Annotated in this window: 13 protein-coding genes; 8 read left to right on the forward strand and 5 right to left on the reverse strand. The window is 71.4% G+C overall.

Annotated elements, in window-relative coordinates:
• Positions 1-7: 7 nt before the first annotated feature.
• Genes RY94_RS01065 through RY94_RS01075 form a run of 3 tightly spaced genes read right to left on the reverse strand, consistent with a single transcriptional unit; the run spans position 8 to position 5146 of the window.
• A complete protein-coding gene (locus RY94_RS01065; protein ID WP_231554361.1) occupies positions 8-1579 on the reverse strand; it encodes an FAD-dependent oxidoreductase in 1572 nt (523 codons plus the stop codon).
• Positions 1576-3738 (reverse strand): molybdopterin oxidoreductase family protein, encoded by a 2163-nt coding sequence (locus RY94_RS01070; protein WP_043440704.1) that lies wholly within the window; start codon positions 3736-3738, stop codon positions 1576-1578. Before RY94_RS01070 ends, RY94_RS01065 begins: the two co-directional genes overlap by 4 nt.
• Before the next feature lie 4 nt (positions 3739-3742).
• Complete coding sequence (locus tag RY94_RS01075; protein ID WP_052273788.1) at positions 3743-5146, reverse strand: MFS transporter; 1404 nt, start codon at positions 5144-5146, stop codon at positions 3743-3745.
• 178 nt (positions 5147-5324) lie between these two features.
• On the opposite strand from RY94_RS01075, the gene RY94_RS01080 reads away from it, so the two are divergent.
• Positions 5325-6059 (forward strand): SDR family NAD(P)-dependent oxidoreductase, encoded by a 735-nt coding sequence (locus RY94_RS01080; RefSeq protein WP_331374387.1) that lies wholly within the window; start codon positions 5325-5327, stop codon positions 6057-6059.
• A gap of 15 nt (positions 6060-6074) precedes the next feature.
• Here RY94_RS01080 and RY94_RS01085 read toward each other — a convergent pair whose 3' ends face one another.
• The gene (locus RY94_RS01085; RefSeq protein ID WP_052273789.1) at positions 6075-6968 is read right to left on the reverse strand and encodes a M15 family metallopeptidase; all 894 of its coding nucleotides are present in this window, start codon (positions 6966-6968) and stop codon (positions 6075-6077) included.
• 2 nt (positions 6969-6970) lie between these two features.
• Positions 6971-7948, reverse strand: coding sequence for a type I pantothenate kinase (gene coaA / locus RY94_RS01090; RefSeq protein WP_052273790.1), 978 nt, complete (start codon positions 7946-7948; stop codon positions 6971-6973).
• A gap of 61 nt (positions 7949-8009) precedes the next feature.
• Here coaA and glmS point away from each other — a divergent pair, with 61 nt between their 5' ends.
• The 7 genes from glmS (at position 8010) to RY94_RS01125 (ending at position 19775) form a co-directional block, all read left to right on the forward strand.
• On the forward strand, positions 8010-9950 hold the full coding sequence (gene glmS, locus RY94_RS01095; protein WP_082045963.1) for a glutamine--fructose-6-phosphate transaminase (isomerizing): 1941 nt from the start codon (positions 8010-8012) through the stop codon (positions 9948-9950).
• 54 nt (positions 9951-10004) lie between these two features.
• Positions 10005-10376 (forward strand): holo-ACP synthase, encoded by a 372-nt coding sequence (locus RY94_RS01100; protein WP_043440710.1) that lies wholly within the window; start codon positions 10005-10007, stop codon positions 10374-10376.
• Positions 10377-10420: 44 nt separating this feature from the next.
• Positions 10421-11983: a bifunctional ADP-dependent NAD(P)H-hydrate dehydratase/NAD(P)H-hydrate epimerase gene (locus tag RY94_RS01105; protein WP_043440712.1), complete on the forward strand. Its 1563-nt coding sequence runs from the start codon at positions 10421-10423 to the stop codon at positions 11981-11983.
• Positions 11984-12122: 139 nt separating this feature from the next.
• Positions 12123-14309 (forward strand): glycogen debranching protein GlgX, encoded by a 2187-nt coding sequence (gene glgX, locus RY94_RS01110; protein ID WP_043440714.1) that lies wholly within the window; start codon positions 12123-12125, stop codon positions 14307-14309.
• Between the two features lie 51 nt (positions 14310-14360).
• The gene (treY, locus tag RY94_RS01115) at positions 14361-16673 is read left to right on the forward strand and encodes a malto-oligosyltrehalose synthase (RefSeq protein ID WP_043440717.1); all 2313 of its coding nucleotides are present in this window, start codon (positions 14361-14363) and stop codon (positions 16671-16673) included.
• Positions 16670-18415: a malto-oligosyltrehalose trehalohydrolase gene (gene treZ, locus RY94_RS01120; RefSeq protein WP_043440719.1), complete on the forward strand. Its 1746-nt coding sequence runs from the start codon at positions 16670-16672 to the stop codon at positions 18413-18415. Before treY ends, treZ begins: the two co-directional genes overlap by 4 nt.
• Positions 18416-18572: 157 nt before the next feature.
• Positions 18573-19775 carry a GGDEF domain-containing protein gene (locus tag RY94_RS01125; protein WP_052273791.1) on the forward strand — a complete coding sequence of 401 codons (1203 nt, stop codon included), beginning with the start codon at positions 18573-18575 and terminating at the stop codon, positions 19773-19775.
• The last annotated feature ends 80 nt before the right edge of the window (positions 19776-19855 follow it).

The following is a 19855-nucleotide window of genomic DNA, read 5'->3' on the forward strand; positions in this document are numbered from 1 at the left end:
CGTCGCATCAGGACACGACCGCCGCGGCGAAGTGCTGTTCGATGACGGTCCGGATGTCGTCGCGGCACCCGCCGCACCCCGTCCCCGCGCGTGTGGCCGTGGAGACGTCCTCGACGGAGGCGCTGCCGGCGGCCACGGACTCCTGCACCGCGCCGCGGGTGACTCCCGCGCACCGGCACAGCGTGGTGGCCGGTCCGGGAGGTGATGCGGCCGGCAGTCCTTCCGCGCTGTCGGGCCGCAGCAGGCTGGAGCGATCCGCCGGGAGTTCGCTGCCGCGCTCGAACAGCAAGACCAGTTCGGCACCCGTGCGCGGCATCCCCACGCAGACGAGGCCGGTGAGGACGCCGTTGCGCGTGATCATCTTCGCGTAGCGTCCGTGCCCCGGGTCGGCCCACTCCGCCACGGCGAGGCCCGGCTCCACCGTCCAGGGATCCGCATCCGTCTCGCCCGCGACCACGGCGTCGACGCCGCGGGCCTTCAGCACGACGACGGCGTCCCGCAGCCCGGCAGCGCCGACGACGGACCGCCCGTCGGATCCGGAGCCGTAGGAGCCGTCGCGCTGCCCGGGGCCGTCCCCGGACAGCTCCGCCGCGAAGGCCCGCCCGAGGTGGTCCGCCTGCTGCCAGCCCGGGCCGATGAGCCCCTGGGGCGCGGTGATGCCCACGCACGCCTCGCAGGAGAGACGGAGGCAGCACACCTCCGCGCAGTCCCCGATGGCCCAGATGTCATCCGTGCCGACCGCACGCAGCGAATGGTCCACGAGGATGCCGTCCGTGACCGCCAGGTCGCAGCCCTCGGCGAGCTCCGTGCGCGGACGCACGCCGCACGCGAGGACGAGCGCGCCGCCGTCGATCCGGGTACCGCCCTCCAGGCCGACGCCCGCGAAACGCCCGTCCTCCAGCTCGACCCCCGTGGACGTCCCGGCCACCACGTCGATGCCGGCGTGCCGCAGTGCCGTCGCGAGCACCCGCGCACCGTCCCCGAGCAGCCGTTCCATGGGGGAGCGGCCGTGGTGGACGAGCGTGATGCGCCCGCCCTCCTCGGCCGCGGCGAGGGCGGCCTCGATCCCGAGGATGCCGCCGCCCAGCACGACGATCCGCTGCTGTGCGGCGAGCGCGGCGGCTACCGCCCGGGCGTCGGAGAGATCGCGGAGGAAGCTGACTCCCGGTGGGAGCCCTCCGGCGTCGTGCCCCTCCAGCCCCTTCAGCCGCGGACGGACGGGGCGGGACCCGGTCGCGAGGACCAGGCGGTCGTAGTCGACGGCCTCGCCGCCGGTCAGCAGCACGCGCCGGAAGGGACGGTCGATGCGCGCCACGCGGGCGCCGAGTCGCACGTCGACACCGGAGGCACGGAGCGCGTCGGCGTCCGCGAGGCGGATGGCGGCTTCGCGGGTACGGCCGACGGCGACATCGGCGACGAGCACCCGGTTGTAGGCGGCGTCGGCCTCCTGCCCGATCACGGTCAGGGCGACCAGCCCCGCCGCGACGAGGGGTTCGAGGTGTTCGACGAGCCGAGCCGCGACGGGGCCGAACCCGACGACGACGACGCGGCACGGGACGGAGGGTTGCCGGGGTATCACGCGACGACCTCCAGTCCGTCGGCGCGGACGCCGTCGTCCGCGGATACCGGGCGCGCCACGCTGACGGGTGTCGTCTTGAACTCCGGCATTCCCGAGACCGGGTCGGTGCTGCCGCCCGTCAGGAGGTTCGCGGACCCGGCGTCCGCGAAGTGGAAGGCCAGGAAGACCGTGTCCTGGCGGATATCGGGGGTGAGATCCGCCAGCGCCCGGGCCTCGCCGTAGGGACTCGTCACGACCACGCGATCGCCCTGCCCGATGCCGAGGTCCTGTGCGGTCGAGGGGTGGAGCTGGAGCCGTGGGGCCGGCTGCGCCGCGAGCAGCGCGGGGACGCGCCGGGTCTGGGTTCCCGACTGGTAGTGCTCGAGGAGCCGGCCCGTGGCCAGGAGGAGGGGGTCGGGCCGGCGCGCCGCGGACGCAGCGGTCCGCGGGACGACGGGCACCAGGACGGCACGCCCGTCGGCGTGCGCGAAGGCGTCCAGGAACAGCCGCGGTGTCCCGGTGCTGCCCGCCGGGTACGGCCAGTACGCGGGGGCGTCGCCGTCGAGCACGCCGTAGTCGAGTCCCGAGTAGTCGGCCAGGCCGCCGGCACTGGCGCGGGCGAGCTCGTCGAACATGGTCGATGGCTCCTCGCTGAACAGGGAGGGCGCGCCCAGCCGGTGGGCGAGCTCCCGCATGATCCACAGCTCGCTCCGGGCACCGGAGGGTGGTTCGACGGCCCGGCGTCGGCGCAGGATCCTGCCCTCCAGGTTCGTCACCGTGCCCTCCTCCTCGGCCCACTGCAGGACCGGCAGCACGACGTCCGCGAGCGCCGCGGTCTCCGACAGGAAGAAATCCGACACGACGAGCAGGTCGAGGGAGCGCAGGCCCTCGATGACCGTGGCGGAGTCGGGCGCGGAGACGGCGACGTTCGCGCCGTGCACGAAGAGGCAGCGCGTGCCGCCCGGCTGCCCGAGCGAGGCGAGGAGCTCGACGGCGGGCAGTCCCGGCCCGGGGATCAGCTCCTCCGGGACACCCCAGACGGCGGCGACATGGGCTCGCGCCGCCGGATCGGTGATCTTCCGGTACCCCGGGAGCTGATCGGCCTTCTGCCCGTGCTCCCGACCGCCCTGGCCGTTGCCCTGGCCCGTGAGCGTCCCGTACCCGCTGTGCACTGTGCCCGGGAGTCCGAGGAGCAGCGCCAGGTTGATCGCGGCAGTGGTGGTGTCGGTGCCGTCGGCGTGCTGCTCGATGCCCCGGCCGGTCAGGATGTAGGCGCCCCGGCCGCCGTCCGCGCCGCGTCGGGCGCCCGCTGCGAGGAGCCGCGCAACGGCACGCAGGGACGCCGCGGGGACACCCGTGATGCCCTGTACGCGTTCGGGCCACCACTGTGCGAGGCCGCGGGCGACGGCGTCGTACCCGCCGGTCCGTGCCTCGAGGAAGCGGCCGTCCGCCAGGCCTTCCGCCACCACGACGTGCGCCAGGCCCAGGAGCAGGACGAGGTCCGTGCCGGGGGCGGGTTGCAGGTGGATCCCCCGGCCCTGCTCGGTGAGGCGGGCGGTCGCAGAACGCCGGGGGTCGACGACGACCAGGCCGCCCGCGGCCTGCGCGCCCCGCAGGTGCTGGACGAAGGGGGGCATGGTGTCGGCGGCGTTCGAGCCGAGGAGCAGGACCACGGACGCGCCATCGAGGTCCTCGAGGGGGAAGGGCAGGCCGCGGTCGACGCCGAACGCCCGGTTGCCCGCGGCGGCCGCGGAGGACATGCAGAACCGGCCGTTGTAGTCGATGCGGGAGGTGCGCAGCGCGAGGCGGGCGAACTTGCCGAGCGTGTACGCCTTCTCGTTGGTGAGTCCGCCGCCGCCGAAGACCGCGACGGCGTCCCGGCCGTGCCCGGCCTGGATGCTGAGGACGCGGTCGCCGATGAGGTCCAGGACGGCGTCCCAGGCGGCTTCCCGGAGGACCCCGTCGGCGTCGCGGACCAGCGGCACGGTGAGGCGGTCGGGGTGATCGAGCAGCTCCGCCGCGGACCAGCCCTTCCGGCACAGCCCGCCCCGGTTGGTGGGGAACTCGCGGCCGTCGACGCGGGCCCCGCCGTCGTGGGTCCCGGACGCGGTGACCGTCATGGCGCACTGGAGGGCGCAGTAGGGGCAGTGGGTGGGCTGTCCGGTCCCTGCCTGCTGCATCGCCTCAGACCTTGCCGAGGGTGGAGGAGCGGCGGAGGTAGAAGAACCAGGTGACGGCGAGCATCAGGACGTACCCTCCGACGAAGCCGTAGAACGCGCCGTCGTAGCTGCCCGAGGCGCCCTTCGAGGCGTTGAGGACCTGCGGGATGAGGAAGCCTCCGTAGGCGCCGACCGCCGAGATGAGCCCGAGGGCCGCGGCCGACTTGCGGGCGGTGCTCACCGATTCCCGGAGTTCTGCCCCTGCTGCCGCTCCCCTGCGGGCGAAGATGACGGGGATCATGCGGTAGGTCGCCCCGTTGCCCGCGCCGGCGGCCGCGAAGAGGACGAGGAAGAGGCCGAGGAAGAGCCAGAAGTCGGCCAGGGGGAGCGTCCAGACGACGGCCAGGGAGATCGCCGCCATGACCGCGAAGGCGCACACCGTGATCACTGCTCCGCCGAACCGGTCGGCGAGCCGTCCGCCGAAGGGCCGGGCGAGGGAGCCGACCAGGGGGCCGAGGAACGCGAGGGACAGTGTCGCCGGGCCCATGGCGATCGTGGAGAAGGCGGGGAAGGAATCGACGATCAGTTTCGGGAAGACCCCGGCGAAGCCGATGAACGAGCCGAACGTCCCGATGTAGAGCAGCGCCATGACCCACAGGTGCGGTTCACGGACGGCCGCGAGCGAGCCGGCGAGATCGCTCCGGGCGCTGGAGAGGTTGTCCATGAACTTCCAGGCACCGAAGGCGGCGGCGAGGATCAGGGGCACCCAGATCCAGCCGGCGAGGGGCAGGTCCAGGGTGGCGGCGGCGCCGAGGGCGACGACGATGGGAACCACCAGTTGCGCGACGGCGGCGCCGAGGTTGCCGCCCGCCGCATTCAGGCCGAGTGCCCACCCCTTCTCCCGGGCGGGGAAGAAGAAGGTGATGTTCGCCATCGAGCTCGCGAAGTTCCCTCCGCCGAAGCCCGCGAGCGCCGCCACGGCGAGCATCACGCCGAACGGGGTGTCGGGGTTCGAGACGCATAGTCCGAGCCCGATGGTCGGGATCAGCAGGAGCAGGGCGGAGATGACGGTCCAGTTCCTGCCGCCCAGCCTCGGCACCATGAACGTGTACGGGATGCGCAGCGTCGCCCCGACGAGGGACGGCATGGAGATCAGCCAGAAGATCTGCGACGTCGTGAAGGTGAAGCCCGCCGCGGGCAGGTACACGACGACGATCGACCACAGCTGCCAGACCACGAAGCCGAGGAACTCGCACGCGATCGACCACTGCAGGTTGCGCCGGGCGATGGACTTGCCGCCACCGCTCCACTGGGCGGTGTCCTCGGCGTCCCAGTGGTCGATCCAGCGGCCGGGACGGTGGACCAGCGGGGGCGCGCTCGCCGCCGGTGCGGGAGCCGGCGCGGGAGATGCTGCTTCGTCGATGCTCACGGAAGTCCTCCAGGGGCTGATGTGGCTGATTCCCCCGACGCTAGTGAGCGTGCGTTTCCGTCCCCTGCGTGCTGCGTAAACGCCCCGTGACGTTCACCTATCCGTGCCGGGTCGGTACCGTGAGGTCCTGAGTACCCGCTGCGCGCAGCGGACGCCCGATCCCAGGAAGGGGACGATCATGAGGGTGCTGGTCACCGGGTCGGTCGAAGGCCTCGGCCGGGCAGCGGCCGAAGAGCTCCTGCGGGAGGGGCACGACGTCGTCGTGCATGCCCGCACCGAGGACCGTGCGGGCGCTCTCGCCCCCCTCACAGGACAGGGGGCCGGGCTCGTGGTGGGGGATCTCGAGGACCGGCGGGCGGTCCTGCGGATCGCGGCCGAGCTGACCGCGGGCGAGGCCCTCGACGCCGTGATCCACAACGCGGGCGTCTGGAGCGGCTCCGCCGTCATGCCCGTCAACGTGATCGCCCCGTACCTCCTGACCGCCCTGCTCGAGGGCCCGCGGCGCCACGTGTACCTGAGCAGCGGGTCGCACTACAGCGGGCGTCCGTCCCTGGACGGCGTGGACTGGCGGGGCAGGTCACCGGGCCACTACGGGGACAGCAAGCTCTTCCTCACCACCTTCTCCGCCGCGCTGGCCCGCCTCCGCCCGGACGTCCTGAGCAACGCGGTGGATCCGGGATGGGTCCCCACACGGATGGGCGGCCCCGACGCGCCGGACGATCTCGACCTCGCCCACCGGACCCAGGTGTGGCTCGCCACGGGGGAGGACCCCGAGGCGCTCGTCACCGGCGGGTACTGGTTCCACCGCCGGCGGCGGCAGCCGCACGACGCCGTGCTGGACCCCGGGTTCCAGGACCGGCTCCTCGGCGTGCTGGCCGGGGAGACGGGTGTAACCCTGCCGGGGAGCCGCTGAGGCGGCGGGCCGGGCTCAGTACGACGGCGCCGGGGGAAGGCCGAAGTGCTCCTCCAGGGTCTGTGTCCCGGCCTCCTTCATGGCCAGGGAGACGTCCCTGCCCACGTAGCGGAAGTGCCAGGATTCCGCCGAGAAGCCTGTGATCTCGTGGAACCCGAACGGGTAGCGGAGGATGAACCCGAAGTCGGCCGCGTGGGCCGCCGTCCACTGCCCGGCGGGCGTGTCCTGGAAGCAGCGCACCAGGGTGCAGGCGCCGTCGGCCTGCGCGACGTCGAAGGCGAGGCCCGTCTGGTGCTCCGAGTAGCCGGGCCGGGCCGACACGGTGTCCGCGCCCGCCGCGCCGCCGTACTGGCCCACCCAGTACGCGTAGGTCGATTCCTGGTCCGAGAAGGAACGGTATCCGCTGACCATGGCCAGGCCCACGCCGTCGGCCGCGGCCGCGGCGAACATCTCCTCCACGGCCGTGGCAGCGTCGGGGCGCAGGAGGTCGAAGCCTGTCGGCGTGGCGACGGCGGGTCGGCGCAGGTCGGCGGGCGCGTAGTCCAGCGGGGTCAGGGGCCTGCGCTTGTTCACGACGACGTCGACGGCGCCGGGATCGGTGTGCGCCGTCGCGCCGGGAGCAGGGGGTGCGGGCGATGCCGTCGCCGGGGCCGCCGTCGCCGGACCGCTCGCGGCGGGAACGGGAGTGCGCTGGGGCGGGGCCGGGAGATCCGTGGCCTTCCCGGTGGGCTCGGCGCGGTCCGATGCCGGCACCGATGAGGTCGTGGTGTCCGATGACGCCGTGGTTCCCGAGGAGGCGGTGGCGCCCGACGCCGCGCCGGAGGGGGCCTCGGGGGCGGGGCCCGGCCCGGAACACGCGGAGAGCGTCACCGCGAGGACCGCCAGCGCCACCGACGGCAGGACGCGCACGGTCAGGTCTTCCGCAGGAGCATGCGGCGGACGGAGTGGTCGGCGTCCTTGGTGAGCACCAGCTGCGCCCGTCCGCGCGTGGGCAGGACGTTCGCCACGAGGTTCGGCTCGTTGATGCGCTCCCAGATGCTGGTCGCCGTCCGGCGGGCCTCCTCGTCGCTGAGGTCGGCGTACCGGTGGAAGTAGGACTCCGGCTTGGCGAACGCGCTGGAGCGCAGCGACTGGAAGCGGTGGACGTACCACTCCTTGATGTGGGCGGTCTTCGCGTCGACGTAGATGGAGAAGTCGAAGAAGTCGCTCAGGGCGAGTCCCGTGATGCCGTCCGGCCGCGGGCGCGCCGGGGCCAGGACGTTGAGGCCCTCGACGATGAGGACGTCGGGTCGGCGGACCACCACCTCGCGGCCCGGCACGATGTCGTAGGTGAGGTGCGAGTACGAGGGGGCGCGCACCTCGGCGGCACCGCTCTTGACCTCGCTGACGAAGCGCAGCAGCCGCCGGCGGTCGTAGGACTCGGGGAAGCCCTTGCGCTGCATGAGGCCACGCCGCTCGAGCTCCGCGTTCGGGTACAGGAAGCCGTCCGTGGTGATCAGCGCCACATCGGGGGTGTCCGGCCAGCGGCGCAGGAGCTCGCGCAGCACCCTCGCCGTCGTCGACTTGCCCACCGCCACGGAGCCCGCGACGCCGATCACGAAGGGCGTGCGCGTGGTGCTCTCCCCGAGGAACGTGTTGGTGGCCGCGTGGAGCTGGCCGGCTGCCGCCGTGTAGAGGTTCAGCAGGCGGGAGAGGGGGAGGTAGACCTCGCGCACCTCGTCGAGGTTCAGGGCGTCACCCAGGCCGCGCAGTCGCTGGACGTCCTCGAAGTTCAGGGGACTCCTGATCTCGTGGGACAGGCGCGACCACATCTGGCGGTCGAGTTCGACGAAGGGGGTGAAGGATTCGGCACTGGTGGCCTGCTGCGTCCCCGTGCCTCTGTCATTCACCTGACGATTCTGCCCGGTGGCCTGCGCATTAACCAACACGGCCACCGGTACGCTAGGTGTCATGTGTGGAATTGTGGGATATGTAGGCCGGGACCGCGGCCAGGGAACATCGGCGCTCGACTCTGTCGCCCCGGCGTTCGATCAGGAATCGTCCGAAGCGCAGCACGGCGCGCTCGACGTCGTCATGGAGGGCCTCAGGCGCCTCGAGTACCGCGGGTACGATTCCGCCGGGGTGGCAGTGATCACCTCCGACGGCATCGAGTCCCGCAAGAAGGCGGGCAAGCTGACGAACCTCGTCGGGGAGCTGGCGGCGGACCCGCTGCCGCGCTCGCTGACCGGGATCGGGCACACCCGGTGGGCCACCCACGGCGGGCCGACCGACCAGAATGCGCACCCGCACCTCGCCGACGGCGACCGGCTCGCGCTGATCCACAACGGCATCATCGAGAACTACGCCGAGCTCAAGGCCGAGCTGACCGGTGAGGGCCTGACCTTCATCTCGGACACCGACACCGAGGTCGCTGCCGGGCTCGTGGGCCACCTGTACCGCGGGCTCGTCGAGAGCGGCGCCGAGGGCGACCTCCTGACCCTCGCCCTGCAGCAGGCGTGCCAGCGCCTCGAAGGGGCGTTCACGCTCCTCGCCATCCACCAGGACCAGCCCGGCGTCGTCGCCGCCGGCCGCCGCAACTCACCGCTCGTGGTGGGGCTCGGCGACGGGGAGAACTTCCTCGGGTCCGACGTCTCCGGCTTCATCGACTTCACGCGCCGCGCCGTCGAGCTCGGCCAGGACCAGATCGTCACCATCACGCCCGACGACGTCACCATCACCGACTTCTTCGGCGCCCCCGCCGAGGGCACCGAGTTCCACGTCAGCTGGGACGCCGCCGCCGCCGAGAAGGGCGGCTTCGACTCCTTCATGGAGAAGGAGATCCACGACCAGCCCGACGCCGTCGGCCAGACCCTCCTCGGCCGTTCCGACGTCGGCGGCAACCTGATGCTCGACGAGCTGCGCATCGACGAGACGATCCTGCGCTCGGTCGACAAGATCGTGGTCCTCGCCTGCGGCACATCAGCCTACGCGGGCCAGGTGGCCAAGTACGCCATCGAGCACTGGTGCCGCATCCCCACCGAGGTGGAGCTGTCCCACGAGTTCCGGTACCGCGACCCGATCGTGAACGAGAAGACCCTCGTGGTCGCGATCTCCCAGTCCGGCGAGACCATGGACACCCTCATGGCGGTCCGCTATGCCCGGGAGCAGGGCGCCAAGGTCGTGGCGATCTGCAACACCAACGGCTCCACCATCCCGCGGGAGTCGGACGCCGTGCTGTACACGCACGCCGGCCCGGAGATCGCCGTCGCCTCGACGAAGGCCTTCCTCGCGCAGATCACCGCCGCGTACCTGCTGGGCCTGTACCTCGCCCAGCTGCGCGGCAACAAGTACCGCGACGAGATCGCCGACGTCCTCACGGACCTCTCGACCATCCCGGCCAAGATCCAGTCCATCCTCGACGACGCCGACAAGATCAAGCAGCTCGGTGCGGACATGGCCAATGCCAAGTCCGTGCTGTTCCTCGGCCGCCACGTGGGCTTCCCCGTGGCGATGGAGGGGGCCCTGAAGCTCAAGGAACTGGCCTACATCCACGCGGAGGGCTTCGCCGCGGGCGAGCTCAAGCACGGCCCGATCGCCCTGATCGAGGAGGGCCAGCCGGTCGTCGTGGTGATGCCGTCCCCGAACGGCCGCGACTCCCTGCACGCCAAGGTGGTGTCCAACGTCCAGGAGATCCGCGCACGCGGCGCCGTGACGATCGTCATCGCGGAGGAGGGCGACACCTCGGTCGAGGCGTACTCGGAGCACGTGTTCTACGTGCCGGAGTCCCCGACGCTGCTCGCCCCGCTGCTGACCACGGTGCCGCTGCAGATCTTCGCGCTGGCCCTCGCCAGTGCCAAGGGCTACGACGTCGACCAGCCCCGCAACCTGGCGAAGTCGGTCACGGTTGAGTAGTCCCCTCCCGGTGCCGCTACGGAGCTCCGCGGCGGCACCCGGCGGGGTGCGGGCGTGATCGTCGGCATCGGCGTCGACGTCGTGGACGTCGAACGCTTCCGGCAGCAGCTCGAACGCACCCCGGCGCTCCTCGAGCGGCTGTTCGTGCCCGCAGAGCGCCACCTGAACACCCGGTCCCTCGCCGCGCGCTTCGCGGCCAAGGAGGCCGTCGCGAAGGCGGTCGGTGCGCCGGTGGGCATGAACTGGCAGCACTGCACCATCGCGGTCGACGAGACCGGCGCGCCGTCCGTGGTCGTCGACGGGACCGTGGCCGACGCCGCGCGCGCCCGGGGCGTCCGGACGTGGCATCTGTCCATCAGCCACGACGGCGGCCTCGCCACCGCCATGGTGGTGGCCGAGGGCGTCCCGGCGGCAGGTCAACAATAGTAACCTTGCTGATTATCGCCCGGCTTACCGCTAAGCTCGACCATATGCTCGAAGCATTCTCCTCCGGTGACATCCGCTCCGCGGAGGCACCACTCCTCGACGCCGGCCACGGTGACGCCCTGATGCAGCGGGCTGCCCACGGCCTGTTCGGCGTGGTCCTCGGTCTCCTGCGCGACGCCGGCCGCGGCACCTACGGCGCCACCGCCGTCGTGCTGGCCGGGAGCGGGAACAACGGCGCGGACGCGCTGTACGCGGGGGAGCGGCTCCTGCGCCGCGGCGTCGGGGCCACGGCGGTCCTCATGGCGGACCGCGTCCACGACGCGGCGCTGGAGGCCTTCACGCGCGCCGGCGGGACGAGCGTCCGGCTGGCCGACGCCCCGGACATCGTCGCACTGGCCGCCCACGCGGCCGCCGCGGACATCCTCCTCGACGGGATCCTCGGCACCGGTGCCCGCGGCGGCCTGCGCGGGACCTCCGCGGACTTCGTCCGGGCCTTCGACGCCGCGGCCGGTCCGCGCGCCGCCCGGTCCACGATCGTCGTCGCCTGCGACGTGCCGAGCGGCATCGGCGTGGACACCGGCCGTGTGGACGGGCCCGTCCTCTCCGCGGATGCGACCGTCACCTTCGGGGCCGCGAAGCCCGGCCTCCTGATCGGCGCCGGCGCCGTGGCGGCCGGCGAGCTGAACGTGGTCGCCATCGGCCTCGACCTCTCCGGCTTCACGCCGGCCGCACGCAGCCTCCAGGGCTCCGACGCCGCAGCCCTCCTCCGCCTGCCCGGCGCGCACGACCAGAAGTACTCCCGCGGGGTGCTCGGCGTCGCCGCGGGTTCCGCGCTCTACCCGGGAGCGGCCGCCCTCGCCGTCGGGGCAGCGCTGTCCACCGGCGTCGGGATGGTGCGCTACCTCGGGCCCGAGGCCGTGGCAGCGCTGGTCCACCAGCGGAACCCCGAGGTGGTGGCGTCGACGGGTTCGATCGCCGAGGCGCAATCGCAGGCCTGGCTCGTGGGCCCCGGCGCCGTGGACGACGACGACCAGCGCCGGCGGGCCATCGACGCCATGGCGGCGGGGCTGCCCGTCGTCGTGGACGCGGGAGCGCTCGCCGCGGTGCCCGACCGCGTGGGACCGCAGGTCATCCTCACGCCGCACGCGGGGGAGCTGCGCGAGCTGCTCGCGACCCGCGGTGTCGATGTCGAGCGGTCCGACATCGAGGCCGAGCCCGCGCACTTCGCGCTGCGTGCCGCCGAGAGCACGGGCGCCACGGTGCTGCTCAAGGGCTACACGACCGTCGTCGCCGCACCCTCCGGCGCCCTGTTCGTCCAGGCCGACGCGACGCCGTGGCTCTCCACCGCAGGGTCCGGGGACACGCTCGCCGGCATCATCGGCGCGCTCACGGCGACGCTCGCCGAGGACGACGGCGCGGCGGACCGCGTCGGCGTGGCACCCACAGACCTCTGGGCGGCGATCGCCGCGGCCGGAGCCCTGATCCACGGACGGGCCGGGCAGCTCGCTGCCCGCTCCGGACCCGTGGTGGTCTCCGGCCTGCCCGGACCCATCCGCGCAGTGGTCGCGGACCTCGTGGAGGAGCGTCGCCTAGCCGCAACTACGTAAGGCGACCGACGCAGTCAACCGCGCGGACATCCGAATGCGCTATGCATGAAGCAAGCACGCGGGGCACCCCCCCGACGCCTGCGAGCAACACCGTGACCGCCCATGGAGGCGGCCACGGCAGAAGATACAAGGAGAACTCATGGAACTATGGCCCGGCGACGCTTACCCCCTGGGAGCCACCTACGATGGCACCGGAACGAACTTCGCGCTCTACAGTGAGGTCGCCGACCTCGTTGTCCTCTGCCTCTTCGACGACGACGGCACCGAGACGCGCATCGAGCTCAAGGAGGTCGACGGCTACGTCTGGCACGGGTACCTCCCGCACGTCTCCCCGGGGCAGAAGTACGGCTACCGGGTCCACGGCCCGCACAACCCGGCCGAGGGACACCGCTGCAACCCGAACAAGCTCCTCCTCGACCCCTACGCGAAGGCCATCTCCGGCGATCTCGACTGGGACCAGGCGCTGTTCGGCTACAACTTCGGCGACGAGCACTCCGTCAACAACGAGGACTCCGCGGCGCACATGATGCTCGGCGTCGTGGTCAACCCTTTCTTCAACTGGGACGGCGACCGCATGCCGCGGACGCCCTACCACCAGTCCGTCATCTACGAGGCTCACGTCAAGGGCCTCACGCAGCTGCACCCGGACATCCCCGAGGAGCAGCGCGGCACGTACGCCGGCATCGCCCACCCCTCGGTGATCGCCCACCTGCAGAAGCTCGGCGTCACGGCCATCGAGCTCATGCCCGTGCACCAGTTCGTCAACGACAGCACGCTCCAGGAGAAGGGCCTCTCGAACTACTGGGGCTACAACACCATCGGCTTCTTCGCGCCGCACAACAAGTACAACTCCTCCGGCGACCAGGGCGAGCAGGTCCAGGAGTTCAAGGCCATGGTGCGCGAACTGCACCTGGCGGGCATCGAGGTCATCCTCGACGTGGTGTACAACCACACCGCCGAAGGAAACCACATGGGCCCCACCATCTCCATGCGCGGCATCGACAACGCGTCCTACTACCGCCTGGTGGAGGACGACAAGCAGTACTACATGGACACCACGGGCACCGGCAACTCCCTCAACGTCGGGAACCCGCACTCCCTGCAGCTGCTCATGGACTCCCTGCGCTACTGGGTCACCGAGATGCACGTCGACGGCTTCCGCTTCGACCTGGCCTCCGCCCTGGCCCGCGAGTTCTACGAGGTGGACCGTCTGTCGGCCTTCTTCGAACTCGTGCAGCAGGACCCGGTGGTCTCACAGGTCAAGCTCATCGCCGAGCCCTGGGACGTCGGACCCGGCGGCTACCAGGTGGGCAACTTCCCGCCGCAGTGGACGGAGTGGAACGGCAAGTACCGCGACACGGTCCGTGACTTCTGGCGCGGCGAGCCCTCCAGCATCGGCGAGTTCGCCTCCCGCCTGACGGGCTCCGCGGACCTCTACGAGCACAGCATGCGCCGCCCCGTCGCGTCGATCAACTTCGTCACGGCCCACGACGGCTTCACGCTGCGCGACCTCGTGTCCTACAACGAGAAGCACAACGAGGCCAACGGCGAGGACAACAACGACGGCGAATCGCACAACAGGTCGTGGAACGGCGGGGCCGAAGGCCCCACGGACGACCCCGAGGTCCTCGCGATCCGCGCCCGCCAGCAGCGGAACTACATCGCGACGCTCCTGCTCTCGCAGGGCGTGCCGATGCTGCTGCACGGCGACGAGCTCGGCCGGACGCAGGACGGCAACAACAACACCTACTGCCAGGACTCCGAGATCAGCTGGGTGCACTGGGACAAGATGGACCAGCCACTGCTCGAGTTCACGGCGGCCGTCAACCGTCTCCGCTCCGAGCACCCCACCTTCCGCCGTCGCCGGTTCTTCGACGGGCGCCCCGTGCGCCGCGGCGAGGGCGAGGTGCTGCCGGACATCGTGTGGCTCGACACCACGGGCGAGCTCATGGCCCCCGAGGACTGGGACAGTGGCTTCGGCCGCTCGATCGGGGTCTTCCTCAACGGCCACGGCATCCAGGGGCGTGACGCCCGCGGCCAGCGGATCGTCGACGCCAACTTCCTGATGTACTTCAACGCGCACGACGAGGCCGTGGACTTCACCATCCCGTCCGACGAGTACGGCACCTCGTGGGACGAAGTCATCGACACGGCCGGCAAGTACGCCGACACCGCGTCCATCCCGGCCGGCGCCACGGTCTCGGTCGAAGCGAAGTCCATGGTGGTCCTGCGGGTCCACACGCAGGTCGAGGACCTCGACCACTCGGTCGCGGCGTCCCTGGCGATCCTCGCCAACGAGGTCACCGCCAAGACCGGCACCCCCTAGTACGACCCCGACAGGTACACCCAACCCCACCGTCCCAGGAGGACCCCCCACGTGTTGACACCGAAATCGACCTACCGGCTGCAGATCCGGAGCGAGTTCGACCTGCATCGGGCCGCGGCCCTGGTGCCGTACCTGCACGACCTGGGGGTGGACTGGGTGTACCTGTCGCCGATCCTGACGGCGGAGAAGGGGTCCGGGCACGGCTACGACGTCACGGACCCCACCACCGTGGACCCCGACCGCGGCGGTCCGGACGGCCTCGCTGCCCTCAGTGAGGCCGCCCGGGCGGCGGGGCTGGGTGTGCTCGTCGACATCGTGCCCAACCACATGGGCATCGAGACCCCCGCCGACAACGCATGGTGGTGGCAGCTCCTGGCGGAGGGCCGCCGCTCGCGCATGGCGGAGGCGTTCGACGTCGACTGGGACGCCAACGGCGGGCGCATCCGCGTCCCGGTCCTCGGCGACGGCGACGACGAGCTGGACCAGCTCGCGGTCGTCGACGGCGAGCTGCGCTACTACGACAACCGGTTCCCCATCGCGGAGGGCACGGCCCACCCCGGTGACACGGGGGCGGAGGTCCACGCCCGCCAGCACTACGAACTGGTGAACTGGCGTCGCGCCGATACGGAGCTCAACTACCGGCGGTTCTTCGGCGTGAACACCCTCGCGGGCCTGCGCGTCGAGGTGCCGTGGGTGTTCCAGGAGAGCCACAGCGAGGTGAAGCGGTGGTTCGACGAGGGGGTGGTCGACGGTCTGCGCATCGACCACCCCGACGGTCTCGCCGACCCGAAGGGCTACCTCGAGGACCTCCGCACCCTGACCGGCGGTGCCTACGTGCTCGTGGAGAAGATCCTCGAGCCGGGGGAGAAGCTCCCCACCGACTGGGCGACCGAGGGAACCACCGGGTACGACGCCCTCGCGGACATCGACCGGCTGTTCACCGACCCGGCGGGGGAGCACGAGCTCACGCAGTCCGTGCCCGTGGCACCGTTCCACGAGATGATCCACGGGACCAAGCGCGGCATCACCGACGGCATCCTCCGCTCCGAGGTGCTGCGGCTCGCGCGGCTCGTCCCCGCGTCTGCGGGCCTGGACGCCGACACCGCAGCCGACGCGATCGCCGAACTCCTGACCTGCTTCCCCGTGTACCGCAGCTACCTCCCCGGCGGTGCCGAGTACCTCGCGGACGCCGTGCGGGACGCCCAGGTGCGCCGCCCCGATCTCGCGGACACCCTCGCCGCGCTCCACCCGCTCCTGAACCCGTTCCTCGACGGTCCGGGGGAGCTCACCGAACTGGCCCGGCGCTTCCAGCAGACCTCCGGCATGGTGATGGCCAAGGGCGTGGAGGACACCGCGTTCTACCGGTACTCCCGGCTCGTCTCGCTGAACGAGGTCGGGGCCGACCCGTCCATCTTCTCCATCGATCCGCTGGAACTGCACCGCCGCCTGCTCGAACGGCAGGCCGAGAGCCCGCTGGCCATGACGACCCTCAGTACGCACGACACCAAGCGCAGCGAGGACACGCGGTCACGCATCTCGGTCCTGTCGGAGCTCGCGGGCGAGTGGACGGGCCTCCTCGGCCGGCTCGAGGAGCTCGCCCCCATCAAGGACCCGACGTTCGCGCCCCTGCTGTGGCAGTCGCTCATCGGGGCCTGGCCGCTCAGCAGGGAACGGGCCCACGCCTACGCCGAGAAGGCATCGCGCGAGGCCGACTCCAGCACCCACTGGACCGCGCCGGACGAAGGGTTCGAACGCGGCATGCACGACGCCGTCGACGCCGCCTTCGACGACGCCGCCGTGGTGTCGCTGATCTCGGGTCTCGTCGACCGGATCCGGCAGGCCGGCTGGTCCAACTCGATCGGCCTGAAGCTGCTCCAGCTCACCATGCCGGGGGTGCCGGACGTCTACCAGGGGACCGAGTTCTGGGACACGTCCCTCGTGGACCCGGACAACCGCCGCGAGGTGGACTACGACGCGCGCCGGCAGGTACTGACGGACATCGACTTCGGTGCGCTGCCCCCGGTGGGTGAGGACGCCCACGCGAAGCTGCTCGTTGTCACCCGCGCCCTCAAGCTGCGCCGCGACCGCCCCGAGCTGTTCACCGGCTACACGGCGATCACGTCCTCGGGTGAGGCAGCCGACCACGTCTTCGCGTTCGACCGCGGAGGGGCCGTCACCCTGATCACGCGCCTGCCCTACACGCTCGCACAGGGCGAGGGCTGGGGCGACACCACGCTCGAGCTCCCCGAGGGCCACTACACCTGCGCCCTCACGGGCGCCTCGGTGACCGGCGGGACCGTCAGGGCGGCCGACCTCTTCTCCACCTTCCCCGCAGCACTACTGGTCCAGGAGGACGCAGCATGAGTTCGCCATTCGAGGTCTGGGCGCCCCGCGCCGCGTCCCTCACCCTCGTCGCGGACGGCGACCGCTACCCGATGACGCAGGGTGGAGGCGGGTGGTGGCATGCCCCGGAGGCGACCGCCACCGGGGACGTCTCCTACGGCTACCTCGTCGACGGCTCCGAGACGCCCGTGCCCGACCCACGCTCGCGGCGCCAGCCCGACGGCGTGCACGGACTCTCGCGGACGTTCGACCCGGCAGCACACCAGTGGCAGGACGGCTCGTGGCGGTCCCCGGGGATGAACGGCGGCGTCATCTACGAGATGCACCTCGGCACGTTCACCCCCGAGGGAACCCTCGACGCCGCCATCGGCAAGCTCGGCCACCTGGTGGACCTCGGCGTCCAGTACGTGGAACTGCTGCCCGTCAACGCGTTCAACGGCACGCACAACTGGGGCTACGACGGCGTCCTTTGGTATGCGGTGCAGGAGACGTACGGCGGGCCCGCCGCCTACCAGCGCTTCGTCGACGCCGCACACCAGCTGGGACTGGGCGTCATCCAGGACGTCGTCCACAACCACCTCGGCCCCAGCGGCAACTACCTCGGGCTCTTCGGCCCCTACCTCACCGAGGGCCTGTCCAACTCGTGGGGCGACTCCCTGAACCTCGACGGCCCGCAGTCGGACGAGGTCCGGAACTACGTCGTCGAGAACCTGCTCATGTGGTTCAGGGACTACCACGTGGACGGACTGCGCCTCGATGCCGTGCATGCGCTCCACGACGAGCGTGCGGTGCACATCCTCGAGGAATTCGCGGCCCGCACGGACGAGTGCGCGGCGGAGCTCGGCAAGCCCCTGTTCCTCATCGCCGAATCGGACCTCAACGACCCGCGCCTGATCCAGGCCCGCGACGTCGGCGGCTACGGTCTCGCCGGGCAGTGGAGCGACGACTTCCACCACGCGGTGCACGTCAACCTGACGCGGGAGACCGAAGGCTACTACCTCGACTTCGACTCGGTGGGCGCGCTCGCCAAGGTCCTCGAGAAGGGCTTCTTCCACAACGGGACCTACTCGTCCTTCAGGGAACGCCACCACGGCCGCGAGATCGACCCGGCCCGGGTCAGCCCCCTGCAGCTCGTCGTCGCGACCCAGAACCACGACCAGATCGGCAACAGGGCCGCCGGCGACCGCATCAGCGCCACGCTGAACCCGGCGCAGCTCGCCCAGGCCGCCGTGCTGAACATCCTCGGCCCGTTCACGCCGATGCTGTTCATGGGCGAGGAGTACGGGGCATCGACGCCGTGGCCTTTCTTCACCTCCCACCCCGAGCCGGAGCTCGGCAAGGCCACCGCGGAGGGGCGGCTCAGGGAGTTCGAGCGCATGGGCTGGCGCCCGGAGGACGTCCCCAACCCACAGGACCCGGCGACCTTCGCCTCGGCCAAGCTGGACTGGACGGAAGCAGGGCAGGGACACCACGCCGAACTGCTGTCCACCTATCGTGAGCTCATCCGCCTGCGCCGGTCACGACCGGAACTGCGCGACCCCGACTTCGGCAGCATCTCCGTGGACTACGACGAGGACAGCCGCTGGATCGTCCTGCACCGGGGCAGCACCGCCGTCATGCTCAACCTGAGCGACACGATGGTGACCGTCCCGGTGGGCGGCAGCACCGCGGAGGTCCTGCTGTCCACGGTCGACGGCGTCGGGCTGCTGGCCGACACCGTGCAGCTGCCGGCCCACGCCTCCCTGGTCGTCGACCTGGGCTGAGCCTGGATCAGGACTCTGCAAGGGTTTCGACAGGAGTGGGGGTCCACCGGCCGAAGGGTCGGTGGACTCCGGCATACTGGCTGGAGATTCTTCCACACGGGAGGCGAACCTGAGCGTCCGGAGACGGGACCGGGAAGAACGAGGCGGCAGGAACACCATGACCCTGGACATCACCACACTGCGGGTTGCCTTCGGCGCCGTCGCGATCACCCTGCTGGTGCTGTTCTACACCGTGGCGTTCCGCCAGACCCGCTCCGCTTACAGTGCGTGGTGGTGTGCAGCGATCCTGTTCTTCTGCATCGGGTCCTCCATCCACCTGCTCGACGGCACCCACCACCAGGTCTGGGCCAATCCCGCGGCCAACACCCTGTCGGTCATGGGAACGGTCAGCGTGTGGGCCGGGGCGCGGACCCTGCGGACCGGCAGACCCCGCCGGCTGCAACTCGCGGCGGCACCGCTGCTGACGCTGCTGGCCTCGGTGGTCGACAGCCCGGCGACGAACTCGTGGTCCGGCGGAGCGGTGTTCCTCGGCATGATGGCCCTGACGATCGGGCTCGCCTCGTGGGAGCTGTGGCACCTGCCCAGCAGCTACAGCAGGGTGCAGGCGCCGCTCGCGGCCGCCTCCGGGGCCGTCGCGGTGCTGTATCTGGCCCGGTGCATCGCGTTCGTCGCGGGAGGCTCGGACGGCTACGTGTTCACCACCTTCTTCGACTCGAGCATCACGGCGCTGGTCACCCTGGTCCTCCTCGTCATCGTGTCCTTCAGCGCGGCCGCGCTCAGCGCCGAGCAGATCGCGGCCGACCTGCGGACGCGCGCCGACCGGGATGCCCTGACCGGACTGCTCAACCGCGCCGGCTTCCTCGACCTCGCGCACCTGCACGTGGACCGGCTGGCGCGCACGGAACGGCCCGGGGCGCTCATCCTCGCCGACCTCGACTTCTTCAAGGCGATCAACGACACCCACGGCCATGCCGCGGGTGACAGCGTGCTGAAGGCGTTCGCGCAGGCGTGTTCGGAGACCGTCCGGGTCACGGACCTCGTGGGACGTTACGGAGGCGAGGAGTTCATCTTCCTGCTGCCCGGCGCCTCGGTCTCCAGGACCGAGGACATCACCCGCGACGTGAGTCTGGCGCTGCGCGTGCAACCCACCCCGGGTGGCTTCGTGATGCCGACGGTGAGTTACGGCATCTCCTCCATCGAAGCGTCCGGCTACGACCTCGAGGCGGCGATCGCCGCGGCCGACCGGGCGCTGTACACGGCGAAGGCCGGGGGGCGGGACAGATCCGTCCAGGCCGTCGGCTCGGCGGACCGCCGGCACGGGACCTCCCCGGAATCTCCCGACGACACCGTCAGGGTCTGACCCGGGCCTCCGGAGGACGATCCCGCGCCCGGGTGTCGGTGCGCAGGCACGAGCACTACAGTGAGCACAGCGTGGCCTGT

This window comes from Arthrobacter sp. L77 (assembly GCF_000816565.1).
In the GTDB taxonomy this organism is placed as follows: Bacteria; Actinomycetota; Actinomycetes; order Actinomycetales; family Micrococcaceae; genus Arthrobacter_D; species Arthrobacter_D antioxidans.

Coding starts and splice junctions, on each gene's coding strand:
- RY94_RS01070 (WP_043440704.1), bottom strand. CDS start 3,738: ATGCAGCAGGCAGGGACCGGACAGCCCACCCACTGCCCCTACTGCGCC.
- RY94_RS01080 (WP_331374387.1), top strand. CDS start 5,325: ATGAGGGTGCTGGTCACCGGGTCGGTCGAAGGCCTCGGCCGGGCAGCG.
- glmS (WP_082045963.1), top strand. CDS start 8,010: ATGTGTGGAATTGTGGGATATGTAGGCCGGGACCGCGGCCAGGGAACA.
- RY94_RS01105 (WP_043440712.1), top strand. CDS start 10,421: ATGCTCGAAGCATTCTCCTCCGGTGACATCCGCTCCGCGGAGGCACCA.
- glgX (WP_043440714.1), top strand. CDS start 12,123: ATGGAACTATGGCCCGGCGACGCTTACCCCCTGGGAGCCACCTACGAT.
- treZ (WP_043440719.1), top strand. CDS start 16,670: ATGAGTTCGCCATTCGAGGTCTGGGCGCCCCGCGCCGCGTCCCTCACC.
- RY94_RS01125 (WP_052273791.1), top strand. CDS start 18,573: ATGACCCTGGACATCACCACACTGCGGGTTGCCTTCGGCGCCGTCGCG.